The organism is Rhizobium anhuiense (assembly GCF_003985145.1).
Classification (GTDB): domain Bacteria; phylum Pseudomonadota; class Alphaproteobacteria; order Rhizobiales; family Rhizobiaceae; genus Rhizobium; species Rhizobium anhuiense.
Genome location: NZ_ML133521.1, coordinates 1 through 17,763, shown reverse-complemented (window position 1 = coordinate 17,763; position 17,763 = coordinate 1). Strand labels below are relative to the sequence as shown.

Genomic DNA, 17,763 nt, shown 5'->3' with positions numbered 1-17,763 from the left:
ATAAGTGAAGGAAAGTTATAGTGCAAAATGCGATATCCGAATATATAACGGATTTTAATAGCGCTTTGGCGTCAGTGCATTTAAATTCGATTGCCTCTTTCGTTGATCTGATCGATGACGCTTGGCAGCGGGATAAGCAAATCATAGTTTGCGGCAATGGCGGCAGTGCTTTGACGGCGCTCCATTACGTTACTGACTGGAACAAATCGCTCCCACTCGCGACAGGGAGGCGGTTTCGTGGTCGGTCCGTTCTTGACAATATTGGTTTGCTGACTGCCCACGCGAACGACCAATCCTATCCAGAAAGTTTTGCCGAGCAGATCCGCAATGTAGTCGATCCCGGCGACGTTGTTCTGCTGATTTCCGGTAGTGGCAACTCCGCCAACGTCGTCCAAGGGGCGAAAGTCGCAAAGTCCCTTGGCGCAACGGTCGCCTCGATCGTCGGGTTTGATGGCGGAGCACTGGTATCGTTGTCCGACCGGATTCTTCACGTTTCGCGTTCCGACATGCAAATATGTGAAGACATTCACATGATGGTCGGACACATGATCCTGCGCACACTGATCAAGCGGCACACTCCCCCTATTGCTGCTGCATGAGCCATCTCAAATCGCCTGACGTACCGCCCGACTTAATAGTTTCAAAAACCCCATTGAGGGTGAGCTTCCTGGGTGGAGGAAGTGATGTGCCAAGCTTCTATAAGAAAATGAATGGCGGCGTCGTGAGCACCGCCATCGACAAGTTTGTGTTCGTGACCGCCAAATGGCGACGCGATAGCAAAATCAGGTTGGTTACTCATTCGGAACAGCTATTCTCAACCTGGCATAAGATAAGCGATCCGATCCTACGATCGGTTTTCCAGTCTCTCAACTGGCGAGGGGGAGTTGACGTTTCGATCATGTCGGACGTCACATCAAGCGGAAGCGGCCTTGGAGCATCCAGTGCCGTTGCCGTTGGCCTGTTCAATGCACTTGTGCAACTCGCCGGTCATTTTCTCGAACCGAATGAGCTAGCAGCGCGCGCTGCGCACGCCGAAATGATAATTGCTGGCCGCGAGATCGGGAAGCAGGATGCCTACCCTCCGGCCTTTGGCGGTCTTCGACATTATCGGTTTCTGTCTAACGAAACGGTCGAATGCCGTGGCCTCGACCTTTCGCCTGATGTGCAAGCAGAATTGTCAAGCTGGCTTATGCTGCTCGACAGCGGTTATCGCCGGGACGCGTCGAAAACATTGGCAACACAAAGGGTTCTTGTGTCGCCCGTTGCACGCGACGAGGTTCTGGCAAGGATGGTCCACCTTGCTGAAGACTTGGCATTGGACTTGGAACGTTCGGATCTATCGAACGTCGGAAATTACTTCGACGAGGCGTGGCATCTCAAAGAGCGCCTTGGCGCTTTAGATGGCAAACCTGAGCTGGCGGAGATTTACAATCGAGCCAAGCGTTGCGGGGCTTTAGGTGCGAAAATTCTGGGAGCCGGCGGAGGAGGATATTTCCTGTTTCTAGCGCCCCCTAGCGCACATGCTCAGCTCCAGGATGCCTTTCACAGCAAAGCCTTGCACAAGGTTTCCATCCATAGCGAAGGCTCTCGTGCCGACAAGATTGACTACTCTGGCGTGGGAGCGTCTTAATGGAAGGTGCAGATCACTTTGATGTTTTGGTCGTGGGAGCTGGCTGCGCAGGGCTCACAACTGCCGACGTTCTAAGCGAACTTGGCGCAAAAGTCCTCCTCATCGAGCAAGGAGATAAAATCGCTCCTGGTCCAAGCACTCGGAACGGGGGCTATGTTCACGGTGGCGGTTTTCATGCCGCTGTGATCGATGATCCGATACGGGCGGCCCGCACTGCGCAACGATGCAGGGAAGGGTGCGAATTTTACCGCACGCATCATTGGACGGCGATCCATCACAACGCAGCGCCGGTTCGCCTTCTTGTCCGCGACAAGGTTCTCGCAGACCGAGCCCTGGAAAGATGGGCCTCTTTTCAGATAGAAGCGATCCCTCTTTCTTCTGCCCAATTGGCCAACCCTGAATTTGAATTCCGCGGAAACGCCACGGTTGCTGCATACGTGAAGGACCTGCCGATCAACTACGCAATGGTCTACCAGAAGCTCCTATCCCGGATGCTTCATAGAGGCGTCACCACGTGGGTGGGACATCGCCTGTCTTCATACGTCGATGGCATTGCAACAATCACGGTCGCGGGTGAGACCAAGCGCGTGAGGGTAAAGCAGGTCGTCTATTGCGCAGGTTTCGAAACAAAAGGCTTGTTGGAGCGAAACAGAGACCGGTGGAGTTCACTCGGGGATACGACTGTTAAACTATGGAAAAGTCATGTTGTTTTGACGAAGCGTTTCACGAAATTTGGATACATGATCGTCGATCCCGGTGACGTTTCGGTGATGCCCCAAGGCGACTACTGCGTTGTATGTCAGAGCCAGGAGGATTTGGAAATCGAAGCGCCCAACTATGACCAGGTGCCCTCCACTGTTGCCGGCATCAAAGACCGGCTGAATACAACCTATAACGTCCCGCATTTCGCAGCTTATCAGTCCAATGCCTGCCTGAAGCCGAGCATTCATGTCAGCAGCGCCGGCCCACGATCAGTTGACGTGCATGTCATAGAGCTTTCTGAAAATGAGATCCTCGCCCTTCCAGGCAAAGCAACGGAAGCTCCCCTCATGGCAGCAGAGGTAGCCGCCAAATTACAAGCCATGCTCACGTATTCAATAACGAAACGGCCGGGAGACACATATTCATGGTGAAACACAGATTCCCGGAAGAGACCCATCTTTCAGTGGTAGCTCGAAATGTCCGCTGCAAGCTCGCTGGTAGTTTCGAGTTCGATGACGCAGGTCGATCGGAACAGTTCCGCATTTGGTCAGATTTCACACGGACTCGGCCGAGCGCGTTCGATGGCGCACTTCTCAGGCTCAAATCTTTTGCGAGCGCAAAGGGCATCGCGGCAATCGAGGCAGAGCGGACATCCTTCTCCGCTTACATCACATCACGCCAGCCGTCGTTTTCTGATGAGTTTCCAGCGTCAGGAAGAGCAGACCCCCTGGGCTTGACTGTTCTTCTTGTCAGCCGCGATAACCACCTTGTCCTCACTCAGCGGAGCCTAACAGCCGAGCAAAACCCGGGTGGTCTCTATTTCGTCGGCGGATATGCCGAGCCGACCGCGCGCGATGGAGAGATCAATCTATTCGAAGAAGCCACGCGCGAAGTGAAAGAAGAACTTGGGGTTCTGGATGTTGATCCAGACCGATCATGGCTGATCGGCCTAGCGTATGATCCTGTCTACTGCCATCCGGAGCTGTTCTTCGTTATGAGGGCCGGTCACACTGCGGCGGAGATTGTGAGCCTCAGCCGGGATGCGGATGATCGGAATGAGGCAAACAGCATCTTTACGCATCCATTTGATGCCGTTCTATCAGAGGATGTGAAGCAACTGGCGACTTTTCCGAGGACGTGGAGCTATATCAGAGGCATTAACTTCGCGAGACGCCATGTTGAAACCACTGGCCGGTTATAAGCGGCAGGAATACGAGAAATTCCATTCTCGCATATACTGGCGACGCGAACGACAAAGCCGACCGCGGCAGGAAATTCTATTCTTGGACCGGGATGGCGTCCTCAACGTCGATAGCGGATATGTGGGGAGTATTCGGCAAGTTGAACTCCTGCCCGGGGTGATCAATGCGATCCAATTTTGTCGCCGGTCAGGAATCTTCGTCGCTCTCGTGACAAATCAAAGCGGCATTGGAAGAAAGTATTACTCCTGGGCTGATTTCGAGTTGGTGTGCCATCACATAGAGCAATCGATCTCAAGAGATGCTCCAATGTTCGAAGCTATTGCAGCCTGCGCTCAGGTTCCAAATCCGGACTTAGTGGAGGAGTTCGAATGGAGGAAGCCAGGCCCGGGCATGATACAGGCAATTTGTGACCGGTTGGAGTTACGCGCGGACCGGTGTTGGCTTGTCGGAGATCGGCTCTCTGATGTTGAAGCAGCTGCGCGAGCCGGACTTGCCGGTGCAGTTCAAATATCGGACCCGCGATCGAAGCGAGCGAGCCCTGCTTCCACGGGATTTTCCCATCTTTATGCAGATGAAGCCGCTGACGCCATTGCGCTGGCCGCATCATCAATCCTTCGACAAAGAGATTTAAGGGATCGCAATGTCTATGAGTGACGCCGAGACCACGTCAACTCGGTGGAATAATGTCGCCTATGCTCTGTCCATCGGCCTGCTAACGGCGTCAGTAAATCCCAATCTTTCCTTGTATCTGTATGAGAGATTTCGCGTCGACCCCACCACGCTAAGCTGGCTTTTGGGTCTGAACAGTATTGCCGGCTTGGTTTTCACATTGATTATACCGGCGATCTCCGATCGCGTTTCAGACCTCCGAAGAATGCTTTCCACGGTGAATTGCGTTGCATTTTTCGGGTTGGCTAGCATTCCTTTCGTGTCAGACCCGCACACGCTTGGCCTGCTGTTTGTTCTGTTGCTGGGACCATACAGCGCGTTATCGAGCCTCTTTTTCGCATACATTCGACGGACGCATTCCAACCCATCGCTCGTTGTGAAATTACGGAGCCTGTTTTCTGTCGCATGGGTCGTGGGACCAGCAGCAGCCACCACAGCGATGACCAGTTTCGGTCTATCAAGCATATTTTGGATTGCCGCGACTCTTTGTTTAGCCAACAGCATGTTTATTTGGTGGATGCCGTCATCCAACCCACCGTTTCCCCGAGCTAAGAGGGACAACGGTCAAAACGGAAAAATTACTGTTATCTTGATGTTCGCTGGTTTTGTGCTCCTTCTGGGCACCAACTATATCACGGGCAACGTGGTCTCCTTGTTGCTAAGGGATGAGTTTCACTCAACTCTGTTTCAGATCGGCCTCGTCGCAAGCTTGGCCGCCGCGTTTGAGATGCCGCTGTTCTTTTTATTGCCAATTGTCGCAGAAAGACGTGGACGCGCATTCGTGTTTAAAATTGGCTGTCTAGCAGGGCTCCTTTACTGCATCGGCCTTTCAGCCTCACAAAACTACCTGCAAGTTCTGCTCTTACAGGCTCTTAACGCCGTATTCGTTGCATCCGTGATAGGAATGGGGCTTGCCTGGTTCCAGGAAATTCACCCGGCGAAGATTGGATTCATGACGGGACTTTTTTCCAACGCTTCGCGTCTAAGCGCATTGGTCGCGGCACCAGTTATCGGCACGTCAACACTTTATTTTGCAAGCTATCGAGGTCCCATCCTAGTTGCAGCCATCATGGTCCTGGCGGGCGGGCTGATTCTGCTCCCGATCGCCGCCGACAGGAAACAGCACGCTCGGTAGCTTCCATGCGACGTGCAGGAAATCGCACCTGCCATATTTTTCATCCGACCACTCGATCACCGTCGTTAGAGTGTCATTCGCCCCCAGCCGGAACCGCTCTCTCTCAACCAATTCCACCGGCCCTTGGTCGGTGTCCGGATGGGTCTCGTAGAGGATTACATAGGGAGCCTCAACGAGCATGCGCGCCGAGGGACTGATATCCCGTTGGCGTGAGCCGAGACGCGGCTGGTCGATCAAAAGCATCGCCTTCTCTCGGAAACGGCGGAAATATCGCTCCGCCGCCTGAGGCTGTTCCCGGGCGATGTCAGCGTAGATTTTTTTCACGCCGGCGCGGGCGGCGACAGTCCAGACGAGCGGGCATGCTGGGCGGCGAGCTTGGCTTCCTGGCGTGCCTCGTCGAGCAGCCGATCGAAATCTACGGGCTCAATGCCGCCGCTTGCCTTGCCTTCGGCCCAGAATGCGCGCAAGCGCTCAATGTCGCCCTTACGGGATTCCCATTTTGCAGACCAGTCGCGGATAGCTTCACGGATTACTTCGCTGCTGCTGGCGTATGCGCCGCTTTCCACGGCATCGCGCAGCAAATCCGCCTGCTGTGGCGTCATCGAGACACTAATCTTTTCGACGTTGGGCACAAGCAGCTCCATTTCCCCGCGGTGGTAAAGATTACCACCGCCTCGACCTCCTGCCAAGTATCCTGGAAATGGCGCCATTGCCGACACGGATGGCCCCTATGCGTCGTCCTTTTCGGCGCTCGCCGCCATATGGGTGAGTTCGTCCCAGAGGCTTTCGGCAAAGCTGCGCAGGACCGTGAGTTCGAAGCTGTCATCGCCGGTGCGGACGATCTGCACGGAGAGATGACCAACCATGGTCATGGCCGAATGGCCTTCCGGGAAGACGCCGGGATCGAGATTGACGGCGGTGCCCTTTGAGAGAAGCGCCCGCGAAGAGCGGCCGGAAACGCCGATGCGCACACGCCCGTGGCTCTGGTCCATGACGTAGGCTTTTCCGGCAAGCGCTGCGGCGAGGGCATCAAGGCTGGCAGGGACGAGTGGTTCGTCGCCGGCGACGAACCATTGACCGAAGCCCGCCTTGCGGATCGAACTTTTTGCAAAGCCTGCCTTTGCCAATTCCGCAGCGAGCGCGGATGGCTCTATCGCGCCGAGCACATGCAGGAGATGCCCCTCCGGCAGGGCTTGCAGGCGGATGCCGGCCTCCGAGATGCCGTTATAAACCGTTCCGGCCAGAACCGGTTTGTGTTGCGGAAGATCAGGCATGAAGCTTCTCGTTTTCGGGATCGATGAAGACGGGATGGCAGAGCACCGCATCGGTGAATTCATTGCGCAGGCCGTTCCAGACCGTCACCTTTTCGCCGATACGCTCCGGCCCGCGCTTGACGAGCGCCAGGCCGATCGTATGGCCGAGCCCCGGCGAAAAGGCGCTCGATGTGACGTAGCCCTGATCGTTTTCGAGCGTCGCCGCAGCGCCCTCGGCAAGGATATGCGAGCCGGTGCGGAAGCCGCTTGTCGGATTGAGCGGTTTGACGCCGACGAGGCGCGGGCGCTCGGGATCCTGCAGGCCGTCGCGGGCAAGCATGGCCTTGCCGATGAAATCCGGCTTGGTTGATGAAACCATGCGGCCGAAACCGAGATCGCCTGGGGTGACCGTGCCGTTGATCTCGGCATGGGTGACGTGGCCCTTCTCGATGCGCATGACGCCGAGCGCTTCGGCGCCATAGGCGCAGATGCCATGTTTCTCACCGGCTGCCATGATCGCGTCGGCAACGCCTTCGCCGTAGCCGGCCGGTACTGCCAGCTCGTAGGCGAGTTCGCCGGAGAAGGAGATCCGGAAGAGCCGGCCTTCGAGCCCGCCGCCGAAGAGCGAGACCTTGCGGGCGCTCATGAAGGGGAAGGCCGCATCCGACAGATCCTCGTCGACGATCTCGGAGAGGATGTCGCGCGACTTCGGCCCGGCAACGGCCATCTGCGCCCATTGATCGGTGGAGGAGGCGAAGCAGACGTCGAGCTCCGGCCAGAGCGTCTGGGCGCAGAATTCGAGATGGGTGAGCACGCCGGCGGCAAGTGCGGTCGTCGTCGTCATGAAGAAATGATCGTCGCTGAACCGGCTGGTGGTGCCGTCGTCATAGATGAAGCCATCCTCGCGCAGCATGATGCCGTAACGCGCCTTGCCGACGGCAAGCTTGGCGAAGCCGTTGCAATAGATGCGATCGAGGAAGGTCGCGGCATCCCTGCCGAAGATTTCGATCTTGCCGAGGGTCGAGACGTCGCAGAGGCCGGCATTTTTGCGGATGTTCAATACTTCGCGGTCGACGCTTTCGCGCCACGTCGTTTCGCCCACGCGCGGGAACCAGGAAGAACGATACCAGAGGCCGGTTTCGACGAAGACCGCGCCGTTTTTCTCGGCCCAGCCATGCAGCGGCGATTTGCGCGCCGGCTGGAAATGTTTGCCGCGCGATGCCCCGGTCAAAGCGCCGAAGGAGACCGGCGTATAGAAGGGCCGGAAGGTCGTCGTTCCCACCTCGGCGGGCGACACGCCACGCGTCTCGGCGAGAATGCCGATGGCGTTGATGTTGGAAAGCTTGCCCTGGTCGGTCGCCATGCCGCTGGTGGTATAACGCTTGGCGAGCTCGACATGGCCGTAGCCTTCGCGCACGGCCAGCCCAAGGTCCTTGAGATGCACGTCGTTCTGATAGTCGACGAAGGCCTTGCCCTTTGAACCTTTGACCGACCAGAGCGGCTTTGCGTGCTGAGCCGTCTCGGTGGCGGAAGCAAAGGCCGGTTCCGCGGCGAGGCCGATTGCCTGCAATGCGGCGGCGGCCTTTGCGGCGCCATCGCCGAGGCAGGCTGTGGTCTGCGCAAGGCCGTCTGCGGCGCCCGCAACCGCGAGGCCTTCCTGTGCAGTCGGCGCCAGAAACCCCGAAGTCTCCTCCGACCATCGCGGCTTGCCGCCGCGATGGCAGGCAAGATGAATGACCGGGCTCCAGCCACCCGACATCGCGAGCGCATCCGCGTCGATCCGGCGAAGGCCGCCTGCGGTTTCGACGCCGACGCTGTGCAGGCGCTTGCCGCCGAACGCATCGATCACCCGGGCGCCCCGCAGAACCTCGGCACGGCCCTGCCAGCTCTTGCCGCCATCGGCGCGACTGTCGATGATCGCCGCAACTCGAAGGCCGGAGGCTTCAAGGTCGGCGGCGGTGTCATATCCGGCATCATTGGTGGTGAAGATCACCGTGCTTTGGCCCGGCGCCACCGCCTGCCGGTTGAGATAGCTGCGCATGGCGCCTGCCATCATCACACCGGGAATATCGTTGCCGCCAAAGACGAGCGGCCGCTCTTCGGCGCCGGTCGCCAGGATCGCCTGGCGGGCGACGATGCGCCACAACCGTTCGACCGGACGATCCGGATCGGGCATCGCTACATGCTTCTGCACCCGCTCGACGGCGCCGAAGACATTGTCGTCGTACCAGCCGAACACCGTCATGCGCGGCATGCGGCGCACGTTCTCCAGGCCCTCCAGCTCGGCAAGCAGCTCGTTGAGAACAGTGCCCGCCGGCTTGCCGTCGACGGTGCCGGTCTCGGAAAGCAGGCTACCGCCGAGTTCCGGCCCCTCGTCGGCGAGGATGACGCGTGCGCCGGCCCGGCCGGCGGTCAGCGCTGCGGCAAGGCCGGCAGGGCCGGCGCCGATCACCAGCAGATCGCAATGCGCCCAGCATTTCTCGTAGGAATCAGGATCGGCTTCGTAGGAGGCTCTGCCGAGGCCCGCCGCCTTGCGGATCACCGGCTCGTAGAGCTTTTCCCAGAGGGCCGCCGGCCACATGAAGGTCTTGTAATAGAAGCCGGCGCTGAGGAAGGGCGACAGCAGCCCGTTGACCGCGCCGATATCGAAGCCGAGAGAGGGCCAGCGGTTCTGGCTCTTTGCCGTCAACCCCTGATAAAGCTCGATCATCGTCGCGCGTGTATTCGGTTCGGTGCGCCCGCCGCTGCCTGTCGTCACCAGCGCGTTCGGTTCGGCGGCCCCCGCCGTCAGAATGCCGCGCGGGCGGTGATATTTGAAGCTGCGGCCGACGAGCTGGACGCCGTTGGCGAGCAGCGCCGAGGCGAGCGTGTCGCCCGGATGGCCTTCGAGCGGCCTGCCGTCGAAGGTGAAGCCGAGCGTTGTGGCGCGGTCGATCCGGCCGCCGGAGGAGAGACGGAAACTCGTCATGCCGGTTCTCCGCCGAGCTTGGAAAGGGCGGCATCCCTGACGCGGTGGACCGCATGGGTGACGGTGTCGCGCTCGACGATCAGCCAGCGGCGGCATCCGGAGGTGTGATGCCAGTATTCGCTGTGCCGGCCGCGCGGATTGTCACGGAGATAGACATAGTCGAACCAGGCATCCGCGCCGGCATCCGGCGCCGGCCTGGCAAGGCTGGCATCGCCGCGGATCGAAAATTCCTCCTTGGGCCGGGCACCGCAATGGGGACATGAAATCAGGCTTGCCATGGTCGAATGTCCTTAGTGCAGATTGGGCTGGGCGCCGACGCCCTTTTCGTCGATCGGATAACCGCGCGCGAAACGGTCGAGCCGGAAGGCGCGGGCGGTCTGATGCGGCGTGTTGCGGGCGATCAGATGGGCGTAGCAGAAGCCGGAGGCGGGTGTCGCCTTGAAGCCGCCGTAACACCAGCCGGTATTGAGGTAGAGATTGTCGATATGGGTGCGGTCGATGATCGGCGAGCCGTCCATGCTCATATCCATGACGCCGCCCCAGGAGCGCAGATAGCGCACGCGCGAAAGCGACGGGATCATCGCCAGCCCGGCCTCGGCGACATGTTCGACCGAAGCGAGATTGCCGCGCTGGGCATAGGAATTATAGCCGTCGATATCGCCGCCGAAGACGAGGCCGCCCTTATCGGACTGGGAGACATAGAAATGCCCGGCGCCGAAGGTGACGACCGTGTCGATGAAGGGTTTCAGGCCTTCGGAGACGAAGGCCTGCAGCACATGGCTTTCAATCGGCAGCCGCAGGCCGGCCATATCGGCGACGACGGTGGAGTTGCCGGCGGCTGCGAGCGCCAGCTTGCCGCAGCCGATGAAGCCCTTGCTGGTCTCGACGCCGGTCACCTGACCATTTTCGCGGCGGATACCGGTCACCTCGCACTGGGTGATGATGTCGACGCCGCGGCTGTCTGCGCCGCGCGCATAACCCCAGGCGACCGCATCGTGACGCACCGTGCCGCCGCGCGGGTGGAACAGGCCGCCCATAATGGGGAAACGGGCATTGTCGAAATCGAGGAAGGGCAATTTCCGGCGCACTGCCTGCCGGTCGAGAAGCTCGGCGTCGACGCCGTGCAGCCGCATGGCGTTGCCGCGGCGCGTATAGGCGTCACGCTGCGCATCGGAATGGAAGAGGTTGAGCACGCCGCGCTGCGAGACCATGGCGTTGAAGTTGAAGTCCTGCTCCAGCCCTTCCCAAAGCTTCATCGACAGCTCGTAGAAGGGATTGTTGCCTGATAGCAGGTAGTTCGAACGGATGATCGTCGTGTTCCTGCCGATATTGCCGGAGCCGAGATAGCCCTTTTCGAGGACGGCGACATTGGTGACGCCGAACTCCTTGGCGAGATAATAGGCGGTGGCAAGACCATGGCCGCCGCCGCCGACGATGATGACGTCGTAATGCGGCTTCGGCGCCGGATCGCGCCAGGCAGGCGCCCAGCCCTTGTTGCCGCGAAGGCCGTTCAGAAAAATCGAAAGAGCGGAATAGCGCATGGGTCACCCGGAAAGAACAGGAGCATGATGCCAGAAAGAGACGCATGTACTTGCACGATAAGGACATAAATCGCTAAGAAAGAGACATGTCTTCATTTGATAGCAAAAATGTCCAGACAATCGGCTTCATCCTCATCCCGGGATTTGCGCTGATGTCCTATGCCTCGGCCACAGAGCCGCTCAGGGCGGCAAATCTTCTGGCCGGGCGCGAGATCTATCGGCTGCGGATCTTCTCGCCGGATGGTGCAGCGGCGCTTTCCTCCTCGGGCACCAGCGTTCCCGCCGAACTTTTGCCGGTCAGAGGCTCGGGACTTGGAACAGCCTTTGTCTGCGCCGGCGGGTCACCGCGCGACTGGCGATATCCCGGTGTGCTTGCCTGCTTGCGGCAGCTGTCGCGCGAAGGTGTGCGGATCGGCGGCATCTCGGGTGGCCCCTATCTGATGGCCGCCGCCGGATTGCTGGGCGGCCGCGACTTCACCATCCACTGGGAGCATGCAGCCGCCCTTCTCGAAGCCTTCCCGGACCTCACGCCGCGCCAGGCGCGCTTCATGATCGACGGCAACCGGATCACCTGCGGCGGCGGCATCGCGCCCCTCGACATGATGCATGTGCTAATCGCCGAGCGCATGGGACCGGATTTCGCCCGCCGGGTCAGCGACTGGTACCTTCATACCGAGGTCAACGAGCCGGCAGCCCCGCAGCGCGCCTCGCTGGCCGAACGTTACGGGGTCCATCATCCCGGCCTGCTCAGTGTTCTCGAACGGATGGAGGAGACGATCGAGATGCCGCTCGAACGTGCCGCCATGGCGCGCATCGCCGGCGTCACCGCACGCCATCTCGACCGGCTCTTTGCCACCCATCTCGGCACCACCTTCCTCGATCAGTATCGCAGGATCAGGCTGCAGCATGCCCATCGCCTGCTGAAACAGAGCCCGCTTTCGGTCTCGGAAATCGCGGTCGCCACCGGTTTTTCCAGTCTGAGCCATTTTTCCCGGATGTTCCGCGCCGTCTACGGCATCGCTCCGCGCGCGGCGCGGCGGGAATAGGTTTTCTTCACGGTTGAGGAATTTTCACTATGGCGATAGGGTTGCCTTCAGATCAAAGAGAAGGCGGCGGTGGAAAATCCATGAAATCCAAGCGTGAAGCGGCAGAGCAACCGGAACAGGCGCATAGTGGACGCGCGCCCTTTTCCCAGGATCCGCACGCCGTCCGGGAGCCGAAGGAGAACAACCTCGAAATGGCGATCGGCCACGAGGTGCGCGCCTACCGCAAGAAACTCGGCATCACGGTCACCGATCTGGCGGCCGCGACCGGCATTTCGCTCGGCATGCTGTCGAAGATCGAGAACGGCAACATCTCGCCGTCGCTGACGACGCTGCAATCGCTGTCGCGGGCGCTCGGCGTGCCGCTGACCGCCTTTTTTCGCCGCTTCGAGGAACCGCGCAATGCCGTCTTCGTCAAGGCGGGGCAGGGCATCGAGCTCGAACGGCGCGGCACGCGCGCCGGCCATCAATATAATCTGCTCGGCCATATCGACAACAATACCAGCGGCGTCATCGTCGAGCCCTATCTGATCACGCTGACGGCCGATTCCGATATTTTCCCGACCTTCCAGCACGAGGGCATGGAGTTTCTCTACATGCTCGAAGGCGAGGTGATCTATCGCCACGGCGACCAGCTTTTCCAGATGCAGCCGGGCGACAGCCTGTTCTTCGACGCCGACGCGCCCCATGGGCCGGAGCAGTTGATGAAGTTGCCGAGCAAGTACCTCTCGATCATCAGTTATCCCCAGCAGAACTCCAAGAGCTGACTTGCCTTAGAAGAAAAGTTTATTCCTCCCAGTTGATGTCCTGATGTAGACCTGCTAGTCCTTTCTCAACATGAAAGGAGGCACACCTATGTGCGGCATCGTTGGACTGTTCCTCAAGGACAAGAGCCTTGAGCCTCAGCTGGGAAATCTGCTCTCGGATATGCTGATAACCATGACCGATCGCGGTCCGGACTCGGCCGGCATCGCCATCTATGGCGGCTCCGCCGAAGGCAGGGCAAAAATCACCATCCAGTCGGCCAATCCCGGCGCGGATTTCGACGGCCTCGCCGGCGACCTTGAGAAGGCCGGCATCAAAGCCGACGTCTCGATCAAGAGCACGCATGCGGTCATCGAGCTGGACGCGTCCAAGCTTGGCAATGTGCGCAAGGCGCTTGAAGAGATCCGCCCGGCGGTCCGTCTGATGGGATCGGGCGAAAGCGTCGAAATCTACAAGGAGATCGGCCTTCCGAAAGACGTCGTGGCGCGCTTCGGCGTCCGCGCGATGAGCGGAACCCACGGCATCGGCCATACCCGCATGGCGACGGAATCCGCGGTCACCACGCTCGGCGCGCATCCGTTTTCGACCGGCGCCGACCAGTGCCTCGTGCACAACGGTTCGCTGTCCAACCACAACAACCTGCGTCGCGAACTGGTGCGCGAAGGCATGACCTTCGAGACGCAGAACGATTCCGAAGTCGCCGCCGCTTATCTGACGGCCGAAATGGCCAAGGGCAAGGATCTCGGTCAGGCGCTGACGGGCGCGCTCGACGATCTCGACGGCTTCTTCACCTTCGTCGTCGGCACCAAGTCCGGCTTCGGCGTGGTGCGCGACCCGATCGCCTGCAAGCCCGCCGTCATGGCCGAGACGGATCAGTATGTCGCCTTCGGCTCGGAATATCGCGCGCTGGTCAACCTTCCCGGCATCGAGAATGCCCGTGTCTGGGAGCCGGAGCCGGCAACCGTTTACTTCTGGGATCACGACAAGGCCGCCTGAAGGACGCCTGAAAAGCAGGAGCCGGCGCAAACCGTCTCGGACCAACGAGGAATAAATGCCCACATTCGATCTTTCCAACACGCCTCTTCGCGAACTGAACAGCGCGCTGCACGCCCTTTCCCAGGGTGCCAACGACACTGAATTCGAAGTCATCAACCCGCGCGGCAGCCATGCCGTCGCCGTTGGTATCGACAGCCCCGTCACGGTCGCTGTCAGAGGATCGGTTGGCTATTACTGCGCCGGCATGAATGACGGCGGCAGGGTGACGGTTCATGGTTCGGCCGGTCCGGGCGTTGCCGAAAACATGATGTCCGGCACCGTCGTCATAGAGGGCGACGCCAGCCAATATGCCGGCGCCACCGGCCGCGGCGGCCTGCTCGTCATCAAGGGCAACGCGGCGTCGCGTTGCGGCATTTCGATGAAGGGCATCGACATCGTCGTTCATGGCAGCATCGGCCACATGTCGGCCTTCATGGGTCAATCCGGCCATCTGGTCGTGCTGGGCGACGCCGGCGATGCGTTGGGGGATTCGCTCTACGAAGCCAAGCTGTTCGTCCGCGGCGAGGTCAAAAGCCTCGGCTCCGACTGCATCGAGAAAGAGATGCGGCCGGAGCATCTGGACAAGCTTGCCGAACTGCTCGATCGCGCCGGGGTCACGGACGTCAGGCCCGAAGAGTTCAAGCGCTACGGCTCCGCCCGCAAGCTTTACAATTTCAACATCGACAACGCCGACGCGTATTAAGGCGAGGGACCCCCATGAGCTATCACAACCCCTATACCCCGCCGCGCAAGTCCGCGACATTCGACGACTATACGCTTGCCGAAATCCGCCGCGCGGCCGCGACCGGTATCTATGACATCCGCGGCGCCGGCACCAAACGCAAGGTTCCGCATTTCGACGACCTGCTGTTTCTCGGCGCCTCCATCTCGCGTTATCCGCTCGAAGGTTACCGCGAGAAATGCGACACGACTGTGGTGCTCGGCTCACGTTTCGCCAAGAAGCCGATCACGCTGAAGACGCCGATCACCATTGCTGGCATGAGCTTCGGCGCGCTGTCCGGCAATGCCAAGGAAGCGCTCGGCCGCGGCGCGACGATCGCCGGGACCTCAACCACGACAGGCGACGGCGGCATGACCGATGAAGAGCGCGGCCATTCGCAAACGCTGGTCTACCAATATCTGCCGTCGCGCTACGGCATGAATCCGAAGGACCTGCGCCGCGCCGACGCGATCGAAGTCGTGGTCGGCCAGGGCGCCAAGCCCGGCGGCGGCGGCATGCTGCTCGGCCAGAAGATCTCCGACCGCGTCGCCAATATGCGCAACCTGCCCAAGGGCATCGACCAGCGCTCGGCCTGCCGCCATCCGGACTGGACCGGCCCCGACGATCTGGAAATCAAGATCATGGAGCTGCGTGAGATCACCGACTGGGAAAAGCCGATCTACGTCAAGGTCGGCGGCGCGCGTCCGTACTATGACACCGCTCTTGCGGTGAAGGCGGGCGCCGATGTCGTCGTGCTCGACGGCATGCAGGGCGGCACGGCGGCGACCCAGGACGTCTTCATCGAGAATGTCGGCATGCCGACGCTCGCCTGCATTCGTCCGGCTGTCCAGGCGCTGCAGGATCTCGGCATGCACCGCAAGGTGCAGCTCATCGTTTCGGGCGGCATCCGCTCCGGCGCCGACGTTGCCAAGGCGCTGGCGCTGGGCGCCGACGCGGTCGCGATCGGCACGGCGGCGCTCGTCGCGATCGGCGACAACGATCCGCATTGGGAAGAGGAATACCAAAAGCTCGGCACGACGGCCGGCGCCTATGACGATTGGCATGAAGGCAAGGATCCGGCCGGCATCACCACCCAGGACCCGGAGCTTGCCAAACGCCTCGACCCGGTTGCGGCCGGCCGCCGCCTCGCCAACTACCTCAAGGTCATGACGCTCGAGGCCCAGACGATCGCGCGTGCCTGCGGCAAGAACCATCTGCACAACCTTGAGCCGGAAGACCTCGTCGCACTGACGATCGAGGCATCGGCCATGGCGCAGGTGCCGCTCGCCGGCACCAACTGGATCCCCGGCAAGACCGGTTTCTAAAAACGCCGGCCGGGCGCGTTTGGGAGGATGCGGCCGGCTTCACCATCAAGTGTCTAAGATCATTACATAAGGTCAATACAAGGGGACAAACGTGACACTGGACCTCTCGCAATACGCCTCCGAAAAAGGCATCAAATATTTCATGATCAGCTATACCGACCTGTTCGGCGGCCAACGCGCCAAGCTGGTTCCCGCCGAAGCCATCGCCGACATGCAGAAAGATGGCGCCGGCTTTGCGGGCTTCGCAACATGGCTCGATCTGACGCCTGCCCATCCCGACCTGTTCGCGGTTCCCGATGCTTCCTCCGTCATCCAGCTGCCCTGGAAAAAGGACGTCGCATGGGTTGCCGCCGACTGCGTCATGGACGATCAGCCTGTCGAACAGGCCCCGCGCGTGCTGCTGAAAAAACTGGTCGCCGAAGCTGCGAAAGAAGGGCTGCGGGTAAAAACCGGCGTGGAGCCCGAGTTCTTTCTCATCTCTGCCGATGGCTCGGTGATTTCAGACCAGTTCGATACCGCCGAGAAGCCCTGCTATGATCAGCAGGCGGTGATGCGTCGCTATGATGTCATCGCCGAGATTTGCGACTACATGCTCGAGCTCGGCTGGAAGCCCTATCAGAACGATCACGAGGACGCGAACGGCCAGTTCGAGATGAACTGGGAATATGACGACGCGCTTCAGACGGCGGACAAGCACTCCTTCTTCAAGTTCATGGTCAAGTCGGTCGCCGAAAAGCACGGCCTTCGCGCCACCTTCATGCCGAAGCCCTTCAAGGGCCTGACCGGAAACGGGTGCCATGCCCACATCTCGGTCTGGGACATCGATGGCAAGGTCAACGCCTTCGCGGACAAGGAAATGGCCTTCGGGCTCTCCGCTCAGGGTAAAACCTTCCTCGGCGGCATCATGAAGCACGCCTCGGCGCTCGCCGCGATCACCAATCCGACGGTCAATTCTTACAAGCGCATCAACGCGCCGCGCACCACATCGGGCGCCACCTGGTCGCCGAACACCGTGACCTGGACGGGCAACAACCGCACCCACATGGTGCGTGTGCCGGGACCCGGACGTTTCGAGCTGCGCCTGCCGGACGGGGCGGTCAACCCGTATCTCTTGCAGGCGATCATCATCGCCGCCGGCCTCGACGGCATCCGCAGCCAGGCCGATCCCGGCCGGCATTACGATATCGACATGTATGCCGAGGGGCATCTGGTGAAGGACGCACCGCGCCTGCCGCTCAACCTGCTCGACGCGCTGCGGGCCTATGATGCCGACGAGGGCTTGAAGGCGGCCATCGGGGCTGAGTTTTCCGCCGCCTACCTCAAGCTCAAGCATCGGGAATGGAATGCCTACTGCTCGCATTTCACCCAGTGGGAACGCGACAACACGCTCGACATCTGAGGAGCGGGCAGACCTGCAATAGGCACGCCGGACGGAAAAGCGCCGGCGCGCCCAGGTTCTCTGCGCTTGAAACGGCGAAGGAAAAGACCGCATGAAGAACTTCGTACTCACCGTATCCTGCAAATCGACGCGCGGCATCGTTGCGGCGATTTCGAGCTATCTGGCGGAGAAGGGCTGCAACATCATCGACAGCTCGCAGTTCGACGATCTCGATACCGGCAAGTTCTTCATGCGCGTCAGCTTCATTTCGGAAGAAGGGCTTTCGGGGGCCGATATCGACGCCGGTTTTACAGCCGTCGCCGCGCCCTTCGAGATGGATTACGAGTTTCACGACAGCGAGAAGCGCATGAAGGTGCTGCTGATGGTGTCGCGCTT

At 60.2% G+C, this 17,763-nt stretch carries 19 protein-coding genes and 1 pseudogene; 14 read left to right on the top strand and 6 right to left on the bottom strand.

Annotation, left to right across the window (positions count from 1 at the left end):
- Window positions 1-20 precede the first annotated feature (20 nt).
- The 7 genes and pseudogenes from EEQ99_RS00095 to EEQ99_RS00070 all read left to right on the top strand — a co-directional run bounded on the left by EEQ99_RS00095 (window position 21) and on the right by EEQ99_RS00070 (window position 5,338).
- Complete coding sequence (locus EEQ99_RS00095) at window positions 21-599, top strand: D-sedoheptulose-7-phosphate isomerase (protein ID WP_206114689.1); 579 nt, start codon at window positions 21-23, stop codon at window positions 597-599.
- 86 nt (window positions 600-685) lie between these two features.
- On the top strand, window positions 686-1,630 hold the full coding sequence (locus EEQ99_RS00090) for a GHMP family kinase ATP-binding protein (protein WP_164735877.1): 945 nt from the start codon (window positions 686-688) through the stop codon (window positions 1,628-1,630).
- Window positions 1,630-2,763, top strand: a complete 1,134-nt coding sequence (locus EEQ99_RS00085) for an NAD(P)/FAD-dependent oxidoreductase (RefSeq protein WP_097542640.1) — start codon at window positions 1,630-1,632, stop codon at window positions 2,761-2,763. Before EEQ99_RS00090 ends, EEQ99_RS00085 begins: the two co-directional genes overlap by 1 nt.
- The gene (locus EEQ99_RS00080; RefSeq protein ID WP_097622403.1) at window positions 2,757-3,533 is read left to right on the top strand and encodes an NUDIX domain-containing protein; all 777 of its coding nucleotides are present in this window, start codon (window positions 2,757-2,759) and stop codon (window positions 3,531-3,533) included. The genes EEQ99_RS00085 and EEQ99_RS00080 overlap by 7 nt, the downstream gene beginning before the upstream one ends.
- Window positions 3,508-3,981, top strand: a pseudogene (locus tag EEQ99_RS35520) (HAD-IIIA family hydrolase); the annotation flags it as partial. The gene EEQ99_RS00080 and the pseudogene EEQ99_RS35520, both read left to right, overlap by 26 nt.
- Window positions 3,982-3,997: 16 nt before the next feature.
- Window positions 3,998-4,165, top strand: coding sequence for a hypothetical protein (locus tag EEQ99_RS34940; protein ID WP_244604738.1), 168 nt, complete (start codon window positions 3,998-4,000; stop codon window positions 4,163-4,165).
- A 15-nt stretch (window positions 4,166-4,180) separates the two neighbouring features.
- Window positions 4,181-5,338 (top strand): MFS transporter, encoded by a 1,158-nt coding sequence (locus tag EEQ99_RS00070; RefSeq protein WP_164735876.1) that lies wholly within the window; start codon window positions 4,181-4,183, stop codon window positions 5,336-5,338.
- Here EEQ99_RS00070 and EEQ99_RS35440 read toward each other — a convergent pair.
- The 6 genes from EEQ99_RS35440 to EEQ99_RS00040 form a co-directional block, all read right to left on the bottom strand.
- Window positions 5,258-5,662, bottom strand: a complete 405-nt coding sequence (locus tag EEQ99_RS35440) for a type II toxin-antitoxin system RelE/ParE family toxin (protein ID WP_097622400.1) — start codon at window positions 5,660-5,662, stop codon at window positions 5,258-5,260. The two genes, EEQ99_RS00070 and EEQ99_RS35440, sit on opposite strands and share 81 nt — an antisense overlap.
- Complete coding sequence (locus EEQ99_RS00060; RefSeq protein ID WP_097622649.1) at window positions 5,659-5,970, bottom strand: ribbon-helix-helix domain-containing protein; 312 nt, start codon at window positions 5,968-5,970, stop codon at window positions 5,659-5,661. The genes EEQ99_RS35440 and EEQ99_RS00060 overlap by 4 nt, the downstream gene beginning before the upstream one ends.
- A 96-nt stretch (window positions 5,971-6,066) precedes the next feature.
- A complete protein-coding gene (locus EEQ99_RS00055; RefSeq protein WP_097542645.1) occupies window positions 6,067-6,612 on the bottom strand; it encodes a sarcosine oxidase subunit gamma family protein in 546 nt (181 codons plus the stop codon).
- The gene (locus tag EEQ99_RS00050) at window positions 6,605-9,559 is read right to left on the bottom strand and encodes a sarcosine oxidase subunit alpha family protein (protein WP_097622399.1); all 2,955 of its coding nucleotides are present in this window, start codon (window positions 9,557-9,559) and stop codon (window positions 6,605-6,607) included. Before EEQ99_RS00050 ends, EEQ99_RS00055 begins: the two co-directional genes overlap by 8 nt.
- Window positions 9,556-9,837, bottom strand: coding sequence for a sarcosine oxidase subunit delta (locus EEQ99_RS00045; protein WP_047611841.1), 282 nt, complete (start codon window positions 9,835-9,837; stop codon window positions 9,556-9,558). Before EEQ99_RS00045 ends, EEQ99_RS00050 begins: the two co-directional genes overlap by 4 nt.
- A gap of 12 nt (window positions 9,838-9,849) precedes the next feature.
- Entirely contained in the window at window positions 9,850-11,100 is a 1,251-nt protein-coding gene (locus EEQ99_RS00040; RefSeq protein ID WP_097542647.1) for a sarcosine oxidase subunit beta family protein, read from the bottom strand.
- 86 nt (window positions 11,101-11,186) lie between these two features.
- On the opposite strand from EEQ99_RS00040, the gene EEQ99_RS00035 reads away from it, so the two are divergent.
- The 7 genes from EEQ99_RS00035 to EEQ99_RS00005 form a co-directional block, all read left to right on the top strand.
- A complete protein-coding gene (locus EEQ99_RS00035) occupies window positions 11,187-12,146 on the top strand; it encodes a GlxA family transcriptional regulator (RefSeq protein WP_097630148.1) in 960 nt (319 codons plus the stop codon).
- 80 nt (window positions 12,147-12,226) lie between these two features.
- Window positions 12,227-12,910 (top strand): helix-turn-helix domain-containing protein, encoded by a 684-nt coding sequence (locus EEQ99_RS00030; RefSeq protein WP_063475681.1) that lies wholly within the window; start codon window positions 12,227-12,229, stop codon window positions 12,908-12,910.
- Window positions 12,911-12,998: 88 nt separating this feature from the next.
- Entirely contained in the window at window positions 12,999-13,904 is a 906-nt protein-coding gene (locus EEQ99_RS00025; RefSeq protein ID WP_063475680.1) for a class II glutamine amidotransferase, read from the top strand.
- 55 nt (window positions 13,905-13,959) lie between these two features.
- Entirely contained in the window at window positions 13,960-14,646 is a 687-nt protein-coding gene (locus EEQ99_RS00020) for a GltB/FmdC/FwdC-like GXGXG domain-containing protein (protein ID WP_047611831.1), read from the top strand.
- A gap of 14 nt (window positions 14,647-14,660) precedes the next feature.
- Window positions 14,661-15,989 carry an FMN-binding glutamate synthase family protein gene (locus EEQ99_RS00015; protein WP_003594873.1) on the top strand — a complete coding sequence of 443 codons (1,329 nt, stop codon included), beginning with the start codon at window positions 14,661-14,663 and terminating at the stop codon, window positions 15,987-15,989.
- A 91-nt stretch (window positions 15,990-16,080) separates the two neighbouring features.
- On the top strand, window positions 16,081-17,388 hold the full coding sequence (gene glnT / locus EEQ99_RS00010) for a type III glutamate--ammonia ligase (RefSeq protein WP_063475679.1): 1,308 nt from the start codon (window positions 16,081-16,083) through the stop codon (window positions 17,386-17,388).
- Between the two features lie 91 nt (window positions 17,389-17,479).
- Window positions 17,480-17,763, top strand: a 284-nt coding sequence (locus tag EEQ99_RS00005; protein ID WP_244604737.1) for an ACT domain-containing protein, incomplete at its 3' end; no start/stop codon positions are given.